11 protein-coding genes and 1 pseudogene are annotated in these 12824 nt (G+C 63.4%); 2 read left to right on the plus strand and 10 right to left on the minus strand.

All coding sequences use genetic code 11. From position 1 onward, the window contains the following. From G3580_RS13445 to G3580_RS13480, 8 genes and pseudogenes are all read right to left on the minus strand, one after another. Complete coding sequence (locus G3580_RS13445; RefSeq protein WP_173766300.1) at positions 1–1038, minus strand: FemAB family XrtA/PEP-CTERM system-associated protein; 1038 nt, start codon at positions 1036–1038, stop codon at positions 1–3. An 11-nt stretch (positions 1039–1049) separates the two neighbouring features. Then, a pseudogene (locus G3580_RS13450) lies at positions 1050–1882 on the minus strand (XrtA system polysaccharide deacetylase). Next, entirely contained in the window at positions 1879–3030 is a 1152-nt protein-coding gene (gene wecB / locus G3580_RS13455; RefSeq protein ID WP_173766302.1) for a non-hydrolyzing UDP-N-acetylglucosamine 2-epimerase, read from the minus strand. Before wecB ends, G3580_RS13450 begins: the two are co-directional and overlap by 4 nt. Continuing rightward, positions 3027–4115: an XrtA/PEP-CTERM system-associated ATPase gene (locus G3580_RS13460; RefSeq protein ID WP_173766304.1), complete on the minus strand. Its 1089-nt coding sequence runs from the start codon at positions 4113–4115 to the stop codon at positions 3027–3029. The genes wecB and G3580_RS13460 overlap by 4 nt, the downstream gene beginning before the upstream one ends. A gap of 2 nt (positions 4116–4117) precedes the next feature. After that, on the minus strand, positions 4118–5635 hold the full coding sequence (locus tag G3580_RS13465) for a TIGR03016 family PEP-CTERM system-associated outer membrane protein (RefSeq protein ID WP_173766307.1): 1518 nt from the start codon (positions 5633–5635) through the stop codon (positions 4118–4120). A 1-nt stretch (position 5636) separates the two neighbouring features. Then, positions 5637–6581 carry an XrtA-associated tyrosine autokinase gene (locus tag G3580_RS13470; RefSeq protein WP_173766309.1) on the minus strand — a complete coding sequence of 315 codons (945 nt, stop codon included), beginning with the start codon at positions 6579–6581 and terminating at the stop codon, positions 5637–5639. A 9-nt stretch (positions 6582–6590) separates the two neighbouring features. Beyond that, complete coding sequence (locus G3580_RS13475; protein WP_173766310.1) at positions 6591–8135, minus strand: XrtA system polysaccharide chain length determinant; 1545 nt, start codon at positions 8133–8135, stop codon at positions 6591–6593. Positions 8136–8191: 56 nt separating this feature from the next. Continuing rightward, positions 8192–8812, minus strand: coding sequence for an XrtA/PEP-CTERM system exopolysaccharide export protein (locus G3580_RS13480; protein WP_173766312.1), 621 nt, complete (start codon positions 8810–8812; stop codon positions 8192–8194). 286 nt (positions 8813–9098) lie between these two features. On the opposite strand from G3580_RS13480, the gene G3580_RS13485 reads away from it, so the two are divergent. Then, the gene (locus tag G3580_RS13485; protein ID WP_217424499.1) at positions 9099–9869 is read left to right on the plus strand and encodes an N-acyl amino acid synthase FeeM domain-containing protein; all 771 of its coding nucleotides are present in this window, start codon (positions 9099–9101) and stop codon (positions 9867–9869) included. 65 nt (positions 9870–9934) lie between these two features. Here G3580_RS13485 and G3580_RS13490 read toward each other — a convergent pair whose 3' ends face one another. Beyond that, a complete protein-coding gene (locus G3580_RS13490) occupies positions 9935–11176 on the minus strand; it encodes a DUF1302 family protein (RefSeq protein ID WP_228720669.1) in 1242 nt (413 codons plus the stop codon). Positions 11177–11249: 73 nt separating this feature from the next. Beyond that, on the minus strand, positions 11250–11999 hold the full coding sequence (locus G3580_RS13495) for an ABC transporter ATP-binding protein (RefSeq protein ID WP_173766315.1): 750 nt from the start codon (positions 11997–11999) through the stop codon (positions 11250–11252). Positions 12000–12043: 44 nt separating this feature from the next. Between G3580_RS13495 and G3580_RS13500 the strand changes: the two genes are divergently transcribed. Continuing rightward, complete coding sequence (locus tag G3580_RS13500; RefSeq protein ID WP_173766317.1) at positions 12044–12814, plus strand: outer membrane lipoprotein-sorting protein; 771 nt, start codon at positions 12044–12046, stop codon at positions 12812–12814. Positions 12815–12824 lie beyond the last annotated feature (10 nt).

The following is a 12824-nucleotide window of genomic DNA, read 5'->3' on the forward strand; positions in this document are numbered from 1 at the left end:
CTAGCCCAGATTGCGCACGATGTGCGGCCCGAGCGCATTGGCGACCGACAAGGGCAGGCGGCGCCACAAGGCGATGAAGGCGCGATACTTCGGATTCATGGGATTGTTCTGGGGCACGCTGTCGCGTTTGTAGAGCCGGTATTCGTAGGACAGCGGCTGCGGCTCGAACCCCCAGTTCTTCTTGAAGCTGTAGGGCCCGGTGCCCACCTTGCTGCGGCCGTAATCGAACACCCGGCAGCCGCGTTCGCAGGCACGACGCATCAGTTCCCAATATTTGAAATCGTTGGCCGCCAGGGCGCGGGCGGCGACGTCGTCGCCGGCGTAGTACGGCAGGACCTCGTCACGGAAGTAGAAGCTGAGCACGCTGGACAGGGGCTTGCCTGCCGGATCGGTCACGGTCATCACTTCGCAGTCGTCACCGAAGGTGCGCATGAGTGTTTCGAAGAACCGCTTGGGCAGCGCCGGCGTCCCGTGCCGGAGGACATTGTCCGAGTAGAGGGCGAAGAAGCGATCGGCGTTGTCGTCGATCTGGCTGAGCAGACCGTTCTTGATGCCCTTGCGCACCATGGCGCGCTGCTTGCGCGGAATGGCCTGCATGTTGGCCTCGACGTCCGGATCGATCGCCTTGCGGAAGGTGACGTAGAGATCCTGCCGCGGCCAGTCGGCGTGACGCACCTCGAGATTGCGATACTCCAGATGCGCCGCGCCGCGCGACACGGCGATACGCTCGGCTTCCGCCTCGAGTGCGGCCACGCCTTCGGCCTCGCCGACCGCGCCGCCATACACACAGAACGGCAGCGAGGTGAGCGAATGGCCGAACAGGCGGCTCTTGACCTCCGCAAGCGGCAGCACCGCGACCATCTGGCCGTCGCGCTCCGCCAGCAGAAACCAGCTCCGATGGCCGAAAACCTGTTCGATGATGCCCTGCCAGGCGGCCTGATGAAAGAAGGTGGCTTGCGGGCAGGCACGGACGAACGCATCCCAGCGATCGTGATCGGCGGCCGTCAGGCTTCGAACGGTGACTTGGGTAAGTGACATGGCAAAGGGTGTCAGGAGGAGGCGAGAAACACGTCGTCCATCCGCCCCCAGGAGAAATCATGCATGAGCCGACGCAGGCGCTCTTCGGTCCGGGACAGGTTCACGTAGTGGCGGAACCGCGCCTTGGGTGCGGCATCACTCACCCGGGGCTGCTCCGGATCGATTTCCCACGGATGGAAGTAGAACATCGCCGGGCGTTTGTCCTCAGTATTGACCTTGCGGATCAGCCAGCGTGAGGCGGCATAGGGCAGGAGACGGAAATAACCGCCGCCCCCGCCGGCAGGTTGCGCCCCAGGTAGCGCACCGTGGTGATCGGCATCTCCATCAGACCGTTATCGAGCCGATAGGGAAAACGCGGCGCGTCCGGCACCCCGTAGTGATCGTGCTTGACGGGATAGACGCTGGAGCTGTAGCGGTAGCCCGCCTCGGCGATGCAGTCGTGCGCCCACGGGTTCGAAGTACCGATGGAAAAACTCGGCGCCCGGTAACCATGCACCGCCACGCCGGCGATGTCCTCCAGCACGGATTTGGCCAGGCGGATATCGGCGAGGAAGGCCTCCGGCGTCTGATCGCTGGCGCGCTGATGGCTGTAGCCATGGCTGGCCACTTCATGGCCCTCCAAGGCGATGAGGCGTACCAGGTTGGGATAGCGCTCGGCGATCCAGCCCAGCGTGAAGAACGTGGCCTTGGCGCCATGTTCGTGCAAGAGCGCAAGGATCACGTCCATGTTGCGCTCGACCCGGCATGGCACCGATTCCCACTCCCGGCGCGGGAAGTGCGGCGCCAGCGCGGACACCTGGAAATAGTCTTCGACGTCGATGGTGAGCGCATTGACGATGCTCATGGGGCCACCACCTCATCCTGCTCGCGGGCGGTCAGCCAGCGATGGAGGTGCGCGGCGATGCGCTCCGCCGCACGGCCGTCCCACAGTTCCGGCACTCGCCCGCCCTTGCCGCCTCCGGTGAGGATGGCATCGACCCCATCGAGAATCGCCCGGGCATCCACGCCCACCATGGTGTTGGTGCCCTGCTCGACGGTGATCGGCCGCTCGGTGTTCTCGCGCATGGTCAGGCAGGGCACGCCCAGCGCGGTCGTCTCCTCCTGCATGCCACCCGAATCGGTCAGGACCACGCGCGCGCCCGCCATCAATCCCATCATTTCGAGATAGCCCTGGGGCGGCAGCACGAGAAACCCCGGCGAGTCGAGCAGATGCGCCAGGCCGTGGGTCTCGATGTTCTTGCGCGTGCGCGGATGCATGGCGAAGATCAGCGGCAAACGGCGGCTGACCTCATGCAGGGTTTCGATCAGACGCGTCAACACCGCCGGATGGTCCACGTTGGACGGGCGATGCAGCGTGACCACCCCATAACCGCTTTCGATGCGTGCCGGATCGAGACCCGCCTCGGCCAGCAGACGGTCCGCCGGCACGGCCTTCTTGCGGTTCGCCAACAGCGTATCGATCATGACGTTGCCGACGAACTCGACACGGGAGGCTGCGATCCCCTCGCGGACGATGTTGTCCAGCGCCGATCGCTCGGTGGTGTACAGCACGTCGGAGACCTGATCGGTCAGCACCCGGTTGATCTCCTCGGGCATGCGCCGGTCGCCGCTGCGCAGGCCGGATTCGACATGAACCACAGGCACATGGCGTTTGCTGGCCACCAGGGCGCAGGCGAGCGTGGAGTTCACATCACCCACCACCAGCACCGCGCGTGCGCCATGGGTGTCGATGATCGGCTCGAAGCGCTTCATCACCTCCGCGGTCTGCACCGCATGCGAAGCAGAGCCGACCTCGAGGTTGACGTCCGGTTGCGGCAGTTCGAGATCCGCGAACAGACGGTCGTTCATGGCCGTGTCGTAGTGCTGTCCGGTATGCACCAGCAGGGTTGGAATCGGCGGATCGTGCCGCGCGAACGCCCGCAGGATGGGCGCCATCTTCATGTAGTTCGGCCGGGCGCCGACCACGCAGATCACGGGGCGATCGGCGCTCATTTCACCGCCTTGTCCTGATCCGGCCCGTCTTCGGAGGAGAGGATCTGGTTCATGAGTTGCAACACGGTGGATACGGTCTGCTCGAGATGACCGAGACGGGCCTCGATGCGCGCCGCGTCGAAACCCTCGGCGAGGCGCGCGAACTGCGCCGCCACGGCCGGATCACCGATGCCATCGAGCGGATCGAGACCGACACCCGTCGCCGCGGGCGCCACGTTTTCGGTCGTCTTGGCGGCGACGAGGCGCGCGGTGCTCGCCCGGCGCCCGCTGCGCTGTTCCTCTTTCATCTCGGCGGCCACTTCGTCCACTTCCCGGGCGGTGAGCGCGAGCTTCTCGCCGAGGAAACCGGCGAGCAACAGGCGGTCGCACAAGGTGTTGATCCGACGCGGTATGCCGCCGGAAGCGCGGTAGATGGCCTCGAAGGCATCGGCGGAGAAGCTCGGCGAATCGGGATGCCAGCCCACGTGCTTGAGGCGGTGCTCGATGTAGCTCTTGGTCTCCTCGACGTCGAGCGGCCCGAGGTGATACGAGGCAATCACGCGCTGGCGCAACTGCTGCATCTCCGGGCTTTGCATGATGTCGCGAAACTCCGGCTGGCCGATGAGGAAACTTTGCAGCAGCGCATGATCCTCGAGCTGGAAGTTCGACAGCATGCGCAGCTCCTCGACCGCCCGGGGCGTCAGGTTCTGCGCTTCGTCGACCACCAGCAGCGCACGCTTGCCGGACGCGGTCGCGGAGACGAGAAAGGTCTCCAGCGCCAGCAACAGGTCGGCCTTGTCGAGATTCTTGCTCGGCACGCCGAAGGCCGCCGCCACCAGCCTGAGGATGTCGTCGGCGTCGATCTGGGTACTGACCAGCTGTGCCGCAACCACCTTGGCCGGATCGAGCTTCTGCAGGAGGCTGCGCACCAGGGTCGTCTTGCCGGCACCGATTTCGCCGGTAATGACGATGAAGCCCTCGTTCTGATGCAGCCCGTATTCCAGATAGGCCATGGCCCGCTTGTGGCCACGACTGCCGAAGAAGAAGGCCGGATCAGGGTTGAGCTGGAACGGCTTTCCGCTCAGTTTGTAGTAGCTTTCGTACATGCCTAGAACCTGAGGCCGAGCGTGGCGGTGATGGCGTTTTCGGTGAAGGCGGTATCGCCCGTCTGACGCTGGTGCCTGTAGGTCAATGATCCGTTCGAACGAGCCCCCAGCTGCCGGCTGACACCCAGCGAGAACGTGGTTCTGCGCTGGTTCCGGGAGATCAGGCCCTCACCCTTGGTTTGCGTCTGGCCGAGCATCGCATTCGCCGACGCCAACTGCGACAGCCGGTGCGAAAGCGCGAGGCTCAAACCGCGCGTCCGGATCAGGTTGTAGCTGGCAAAGTCGTCCCGACCGGAGACGATGAGGTCCGGCGAAATGCGCTCGGCTTCGGTCCTGAACACCGACACGGTGACGGTATTGCGGACCCCGGTGAAAGAGAGGTCCGCGCGCAGGTTGCGCCGCAGCGTCTGGGTGTTGGAGACGAACGCACTCTGGACACTGACACCGGCCAGACCGAGCTGGTCGACCAGGTATCGTGCTGCCGCCTCACGCTGAAGCGGATCCGAGATCGTCCCGAGACTGTCGTAGATCAGCTGATAGAAGTAGTCGTCGATCGATGTCCGGATCAGTTGGTCCGATGAGCTGTAGTCACGGGTGTAGGACAGCTGCAGCGCGCTTCGCTTGGAGCGGTGCGAGAACGCCAGGTCATAGCTGCGCCCGAACAGGCGCTGCTCGGTGGTCGCGGACAGCGAGGTCCGCGGCCCGGGGATCCAGTCGAAGCCATAGCCGTAGGTCGTCTTGCTCTGTCGGCCGGACAGGCTGAAATCGTTGGATTCCCGGCCCACCGAGGCACGCAGGACGACCTGCCGCGTCAGCCGATAACTCACACCGGCACGCCCCAGTTCGTCGGTCAGATCACGTGGACTGCCGTCGTATTGGGTCGTGTTATGCGAATAGTTCACATACCAACCCAGCGGACCATAGGCTTCGGCATCTTTCAGGTTCAACGTCCAGGTGTCGGTCTGACGGCTGTTCGTGATCGAACTGCCGTTGTTCCAGGCCGCCTGATAGCGCAAGGTCCCCTGGGCCGAAGGCCCCAGGCGGAACTGCAGACGCGGCGCCAGGGAGAAGTACCGGGTTTCGTTGTTCGCGTTCGTGTTCAGCGGATCCGACGAGCTCCGCGAACCGAAGGCCGAACGGTCGTTGCGACTGACCGAACCGACTGCCTCGATAAACAGCAGATCCTTGACCGCTTCGAACTCGCCGTTGCCGCGAAACGAGATGAATGACGTACTACGGTCGTTCTGGTTGGTGTACAAGACGTTCCGGAGCGATCCGTCGAACGAGCCGGTCAGTCGTCCGGCGCGACGACTCAGACGAATCGATGGCGTGACCTCCATGATGAAATCACTGTCGCCCTTGGCAGACGTGTTCACGTTGTCTGTGAACGTCGCTCGCGTCTTTACCCCCGGTTCGATCACGACATTCGACTCGGCCTGCGCCCCGAGCGGTACGAGACCCAACCCCGCGGCCAGGCACAGGCAGCGTGCCAGATGATGCGGATCATTCGAGCGGATCATGTCAGGCCGCCTGTTCCCCGGCACCCGAATCCTCGTAACCATACCCATAGCCGTAGCCATAACCGTAGTAGCCTCCGGGCCCCTGCATCGTCGACTTGTTGAGCAGCATCATCTTGATCGGACATGCATCAATGGTGGCCAACGCCTGCTTGACCGCCGAATGCGTGGTGCGCTCGGCCTCGACGACCATCACGATCTGCCCCATGTGCGTGGCCAATGCCCTGGCCTCGGTGGTGACGAGCAGCGGCGGGGAATCGAAGATGATGATTCGGTCGGCGTAGCGACGCGACATCTCGTCCAGCAACCGGTTCATCCCCTCACTGGCCAGCAATTCGGTGGCCCGCTGATTGGTGTTGCCGGCGGGAAGAATCGCCAACTTCTCGATGTTGGTTCGCAACAGCACATCCGGCAGGCGAATGTCTTCGTTCGTCAGCACGTCCATGAGGCCACGCTCCGGCGGAAGCCCCAGGGTCTTGAGCACCGAAGGCTTGGAGACATCCGCGTCGACCAGCAACACCGTGTGATCGAGCTCCATTGCCATACTGATGGCCAGGTTGAGCGCCGTGAAGCTCTTGCCCTCACCCGGCAACGCGCTCGTCACCATGATCAGGTTGCCATCCTCCACACGCGCTGCGCTGTTCATGGAGGCGTTCTTGAGCAACGGCCGTTTGACCACACGGTATTCCTCGGCAATCGCCGACCGGGGGTTGTCAGGCGTGACCAGGCCCATGCCATTGAGCCGGGACAAATCGATGCTCACCGAGCGACTGACCACATCGCCCTGCGCCGGCGTCGCAGCCGACATCTCCGCGACCGCGACAGGCTCGATCTTGACGGGTTCGCCAAGGTCCCGCGGCACGGAGATGCCCGCCGCTTCGGCGCCGGGCACCTGATCCGCGCGCTTGAGCTGGTCCAGCCGCTCGACCGCTTTTTCGATCAAACTCATTGCAGTTCCTTAATGATTACCGAGTACCGCAAGCGCGACAGTCATGAGGCCAAAGATCCCGACCAAGCCACCGAGGCCACCCATGAACGCCAGGTTCATGCGCCGCCGCCGCCGCTTGCGTCGCGGATCGGGCGCGGAGCTGACCGTCCCGAGTACCGGCAAACCGGTCACTTCACGCAGGTCCCGCCCATCGAGGAAACTGGGCCGAAGCTGACTGATGACGAAGGTCACCGCAAGCCCGCACAGCAGGGCCGCGATACCGGCCAGTGGCATCAACAGGAGCCGGTTCGGAGCCGACGGCTTGATCGGCACGCTGGGCGGGTCGATCAGACGAAATTCCGCCATCCCGGACGAGGACTCCATCTCCACGGACATGTTGGCCGACTCGCGGCGCGCCACGAGGGTTTCGTAGTTGTGCTTGTTGATTTCGTAGTCCCGGTTCAGCTGGGCGAGCTCCGCCTCCATCTGCGGCAGCAGTTTCGCCGATTCCTGCAACTGCTTCTTGCGTGCCGCATACTCGGACACCCGCGCCTTGAGCGACGCAACGTTCGCCTCGGATTCGGCCAGCGCGAGCTTCATCTGCTGATAGACCGGATTCGAATTGACGTCGCCGAAGCCACCCGGCGTGTTCTTGCGCGCCTCGATCTCCTTCTTCTTCTGCGCTTGCAGCTGTTCGATCACCCGCCGCGTGCCGATGACGTCGGGGTGCTGATCGGTGTAGCGCTGGAGCAGGCCATCCAGATTCTTTTGCAGCGCGTCAATCCGCCCATCGATTTCAGGAATCGACACCTTGGTTTGCGTCGGGGTCTCCGGCAACAGCACCGGATCCTCGCCGACGAGCTGGCGCCGCAATGCGTCGCGGGAGTTCTCGGCCTCCCGCAAGGCCAGTTCCGCCTGAGCCAGTTGCCCCGAAACCTCGGCGACCTGCGACACGTAGTCCTTGCCACTGCTGCCCATCAGAGGCAGATTCTTGATCCGGAAGTCCTTCAGTCGGTTCTCGGCTTCTTCGAGCCGCTGCTCGTAGGTCTTGATCTGCTCCTCGATGAACCGCCGCGCCGTATCGGTGTCCTTGCGCTTGTCGCCCAAGCCCGATTCGACAAAGATCGACACCAGAGACTGCACGACACGCTTGGCCCGCTCCGGCTGGGTATCCTCGTAGGAGAGCGTGAACAGGTTGTCACGTCCGGTGCCACGAATCTTGAGGGTTTGCGACAGCTCGTTGATCAGATCCTCACGCTCCTTCTTCCCCTTGACCGCCAGATCGAGGTCGGCCATGCGAATCAGCTTTTCGATATTCGGCCGGCTGATCAAGGTGCGCGACAGGATGGTGATCTGCTGGTCCACGTTGGGCTGAATCGCCAGGCCCGACATGAGTGGCTTGAGCACCGACTGGGTATCGACGAAGATCCGTGCGGACGACTCATAGCGATCCGGGATCAGGTAAATGACGCCGGCCGCGGCGCAGCCGAACAGCCACGCGGCGAGAAGGCCCCACCAGCGGTACAGCCACATGCCGCGCAGGTAGCCGATGATTTGTCTAAGGATGTCTTCCATGGATCACTTCGAGATGCGTCGGGCCCGAAGGCCCGAATGATGGACAGTCCGGTCGGTCAGAACCAGCTTTGCGGGATGATCAGCACGTCACCCGGCCGCACTTCGGCATTCGCCGAGACGTCACCATCCTTGAGCAAATCGTCGAGGCGAACGCTGTACTGCTTGTTCCCTTCGGCGGTCCGCAGGATCGTCGCGTGGTTACCGTCAGCGAACTCGGTCAGCCCACCGACCGCGATCATCACGTCAAGCAAGGTCATCTTCTGGCGATACGGCAGGACCTTGGGCTCGGCCGCTTCCCCGACCACCCGGATCTGCTGGCTGTAAGGCCCGACGAAGCTGGTCACGATCACCGTCACGACCGGCTCACGAATATACTTTTCGAGCGCCTTCTCGATGTCACGCGCCAGCGTGGTCGCATCCTTGCCGATGGCCGGCAGATCCTCGACGAGCGGCGTGGTGATCTTGCCGTCCGGGCGTACTGGCACGGACATGGACAATTCAGGGTTGCGCCAGACGACGATATTGACCGTATCGCCCGGCCCGATCACATAGTTGTAATCCGCATCTGCTGCCATCGCCGGCGCAGGCGGAAAACTATTGGTCGCGCAACCGGCGAGCAGAAGAAGCACCGCCAAGAACGCAGACATCATTCCAAACAGTGATTGCTTGGCCTTCATTTCCAACCCCTCCAAGAAGTGTAGCCCCGGCCATGCAGCCAGACATTCCAGTGGAATCCTAATGATCGCATCCCATCGACCAAAAGGAACAATTACACAAAATTACAGCCATTGCGCGTTCGAGACGCTAGAGTCTTGCGTGAATTGCAGGCCCGCTTTGCGCACAAAGATTTCGCAGCGGTCGCTTGCGCCGAACCTTCTCGACTGATCAGGCAGCCATGGATGCGCGACACGACCGTTCTGCAGTGCGCATGGCACTCGATTCAGCCCTGACGAGCCATTTGAGATGAACGGAGCTTATCACGCCACGCCGGCATCAAACGTGACAACCGCCCCACCGATCATGCAATCGCTTGGCATTGCGCCGACGGACGCGAAGGCGAGCCGAGAGTTCGTACTCTCACGCAGTGATTTCCAGATCCGCCTCGGAACGACGGCCGATGGCCAGCGCAGTCGTGTCAGCATGCTGATCCAGCGCATGTACGCCTGGCGCGGCCTGCTGACCCACGCACCGTCGCGCCTCGATGACCGCCCCAATCAGTTGACGCTCATCGCATCCCGCGGGACCACCATGTTCGGCACGCTGACCTTGAGCCTGGATTCTCCTGAGGGACTGTGCGCGGACGAGCTCTATGCCGATGAGATCGCCGCAGCCCGGCAGCGCGGCGCCCGCGTCTGCGAACTGACGCGCCTGGCCATCGACCCGGCCTTCAACTCCAAGGAGGTCTTGGGCTCGATCTTCCATCTGGCCTACATCTTCGGGCGCCTGGTCCACGGCATGTCGGACCTGTTCATCGAGGTCAATCCACGCCATGTCGGTTTCTACACCCGGATGCTCGGCTTTCGGGTGGCCGGGGAAGAACGGATCTGTCCCCGCGTCGAAGCTCCGGCCGTGTTGCTGCACCTGCCGCTCGACTACGTCGACGAGCAGATCTCGCACCATGCCAGCCTAACCGGGTCCGGAGAAAGAAACCTGTACACCTACTTTTTCAGCGCCGCCGAACAACAGGGTCTGCTGCGCCGGCTTCAGTCGGATCCGGCCGTTCTCGAAATCTGAGCCAACCGGATCGGACGCGCACGCGCCTCCTGATCAGCCGCCAGCGGAGAAGGCCCGGGTCGCTGTCAGAAATCCCGTCTGACCTCGAGATAGGCGCGGTCCTTGTCATCGTAGCGGCCGAACACGCCATAGGTGTCTCCGCCAAAGATGTCGAACCCGGCAATCCCCCGCCACACCGGCGTCATCTGCCACACCACCTTCGGCCGGATCATGTAATCCTCACGATTCAAGGCCGACACCATCAGCACTTCGGCCTCCAGCGCGTCGGTAAAGGCGTGGTTGACCAGCAGGGTCCAGCCCTGCTCGTTCCGGTCCCAATCCATCCAGTCGTTGTGACCGTAGTAGGTCCGGCCGTAATACTGCGCGTTCACGCGCCAGTCGGCACCGATCGGCACATCGACCCCGACCACATAGTCGAGCGTATCCGACGCCTCGAGGCCATAGGGCGCAGCCGGGTTGTTCGTGTTGAATTTGCGCCCGTGGGTGTGCACCGCCTCGCCCTTGAGCACGAAGCTGCCCAGATCCTTGGAGAAGGTCGCGCCCACCTGCCGGATCCGGTCATGACGTGGGGTAAAGACGAGCGGCGCGTCCGAGGTCCGGTAGAAGGTCTGGGTGATGTCGGTGCTACGGTAGTAAAACGCCGAAAGATCCCAGCCATCGATCAACCTGGACGCCCTCAGACCCCAGTTCATGTTGCCCGGACGGTTGCCGGGCTTGTCTTCATGCGCGATGCGCGCGCCCGCCGGCGCCAGAAACGGGTAGAACTCCCCGCCCGGCTTGCCGATGTCGTCATAGCTCGGCACCGGAATCCACAGCGCCTCCAGATGCCAGTCGTCGCCGAAATGCTCGGCCCGGACCGCCCATTGCGGGGTGCGCATCTGATCGAACTCGGGCAGGTAGAACTCGCGCAAATCCCGCGCCGACACCACATCGGCGAAGAACAGCCCGACCATTTCCCCCCACACCACATGCTGGCGCCCCACGCGGTAGTCCAGACCGCCGGCAGCGAAATCCACGTAGGCCTCGCGCACCATGAACTCGTCGCGCAGATCCCGCTCCACCGCCGTGGGGTAGATATCGCTCTCCACGGCGGGCGCCATGTCCGCATCCAGACGACCACTGATCTTCCACTTCGCCGCGTCCCCCAACCTGCCGGTCATGCCGAGCACGCCGCGCGCGCGCAGCTTCGACCAGTGCGACGGCGACTCATAGGCGCGCGCGGCCGAGAATTCGACGAATCCGAAATACGGAGACCGCTCGGCCGCGACGGGCTGCGCCACATCCAGCAGACTGTCCAGATCATCCATGGCCCCGGCCGACACGGCCGCAGCGCCCAACATCAACCCGAGGCAAATCTGCCTGAATCGCATCCTCATCTCCTCAAATCTCGGGGTCTTCTTCGGTTTCGTCGCGCCGGTCCTGGACGAACACCCAGCCATCGTCCTTACGCATGCCCAGCGCCTTGATCTCGCCGTCCTCGATGCGCACGAGGCGATCGGCCATGTTCATCACGCGACGATCGTGGGTCGAGAAGACGAAGGTCGTTCCCGATTCACGGTTGATCATCTTCATGAGGCGCAGAATGTTCTCGCCGGTCTTTCGGTCCAGGTTCGCCGTCGGCTCATCCGCGAGCACGATCTTGGAATGCGTCGCCAGCGCCCGCGCAATGGCCACCCGTTGCCGCTGTCCCCCGGACAGCTGGTTGGGGCGATGAGTGGCATACTTGCGCAGACCGACCATCGACAGGTAATGCTTGACGCGCTTCTGGCGCTCGGCCTTGGACAGTTCGGGCAACTGCAGCAGGGGATACTCGACGTTCTCTTCGGCCGACAGCACCGGCAGCAGGTTGAAAGTCTGGAAGATGAAGCCGATGGTACGCGCGCGCAGGTCCGCCAGCTCATCCGGCGTCTGGCCCGACACGTCGTGCCCGTTGATCAGCACCCGACCGGCCGACGGCGTATCGATACACCCGATGATATTGAGCAGAGTGGACTTGCCGCTGCCCGACGGCCCGGCGATCGCCAGAAACACCCCGGGCTCGATCGACAGGGTCACGTCGCTGAGCGCCGTGACCTCCTGCTCCCCGAGCCGGTAGCGTTTGTATACATTTTCGACCTGAACTATCGCCATTGCGGTGCCGATATCACAATCAGAACCATGCAAGGATAGCATTCATGACACAGCCATTTCGCATCGGCAAGCGCCTATTTACCGCTTCAATTCTCGCTTTTGCGGTCTCCGCCGCCTTCGCCGCAGACACCGGCCCGGCGCCCGATCCGCAAGCGCTGGTCGCGGCCGCCGACGCGGTGCGCTTCCCTCGTGACAGCTTCCAGGTGGACATCGACATCCTCAGCCGCAGCGCCGACGACCCGGAAGGCGAATCACGCCGCTACCGGGTGCTCTCCAAGGGCAACGACGACACCGTGATCCTGACCATGGAGCCGGCCAGCGAGCGCGGCCAGATCCTGCTCATGAGCGGGCGCAACCTGTGGGTGTTCATGCCCTCGGTCTCGCAGCCCGTCCGCCTCTCCCTGGCCCAGCGCCTGACCGGCCAGGTCGCCAACGGCGATCTGGCGCGCGCCAACTTCGCGGGCGATTACACGCCGACGTATGTCGGCGAAGACACCATCGACGGCGAACCGGCGCATGTGCTCGAGCTGACCGCCGTGGACGGCAGCGTGACCTACGCCAAGGTCAAGTACTGGATCGGCCGAGACGACAACCACCCGCTCAAGGCCGAGTTCTACGCCGTGTCCGGACGGCTGCTCAAGACCTGCCGCTATGAGGATTTCAAGAAAATGGCCGGCACGCTCCGCCCCACCCGGCTGGTCATGACCGACGCCCTCAAGTCGGGCGACGTCTCCACCCTCACCTATCGCGCCATGACGCCGCGTCCGCTGCCGAACAAGCTGTTCACCAAGGATTATCTGAAGAAGCTCAACTGAGCCTTTCCGC

The sequence above is a fragment of the Nitrogeniibacter mangrovi genome (genome assembly GCF_010983895.1).
In the GTDB taxonomy this organism is placed as follows: domain Bacteria; phylum Pseudomonadota; class Gammaproteobacteria; order Burkholderiales; family Rhodocyclaceae; genus Nitrogeniibacter; species Nitrogeniibacter mangrovi.

Coding starts and splice junctions, on each gene's coding strand:
- G3580_RS13500 (WP_173766317.1), top strand. CDS start 12,044: ATGACACAGCCATTTCGCATCGGCAAGCGCCTATTTACCGCTTCAATT.
- G3580_RS13445 (WP_173766300.1), bottom strand. CDS start 1,038: ATGTCACTTACCCAAGTCACCGTTCGAAGCCTGACGGCCGCCGATCAC.
- G3580_RS13465 (WP_173766307.1), bottom strand. CDS start 5,635: ATGATCCGCTCGAATGATCCGCATCATCTGGCACGCTGCCTGTGCCTG.
- G3580_RS13495 (WP_173766315.1), bottom strand. CDS start 11,999: ATGGCGATAGTTCAGGTCGAAAATGTATACAAACGCTACCGGCTCGGG.
- wecB (WP_173766302.1), bottom strand. CDS start 3,030: ATGAGCGCCGATCGCCCCGTGATCTGCGTGGTCGGCGCCCGGCCGAAC.
- G3580_RS13490 (WP_228720669.1), bottom strand. CDS start 11,176: ATGGATGATCTGGACAGTCTGCTGGATGTGGCGCAGCCCGTCGCGGCC.
- G3580_RS13460 (WP_173766304.1), bottom strand. CDS start 4,115: ATGTACGAAAGCTACTACAAACTGAGCGGAAAGCCGTTCCAGCTCAAC.
- G3580_RS13470 (WP_173766309.1), bottom strand. CDS start 6,581: ATGAGTTTGATCGAAAAAGCGGTCGAGCGGCTGGACCAGCTCAAGCGC.
- G3580_RS13485 (WP_217424499.1), top strand. CDS start 9,099: ATGAACGGAGCTTATCACGCCACGCCGGCATCAAACGTGACAACCGCC.
- G3580_RS13480 (WP_173766312.1), bottom strand. CDS start 8,812: ATGAAGGCCAAGCAATCACTGTTTGGAATGATGTCTGCGTTCTTGGCG.
- G3580_RS13475 (WP_173766310.1), bottom strand. CDS start 8,135: ATGGAAGACATCCTTAGACAAATCATCGGCTACCTGCGCGGCATGTGG.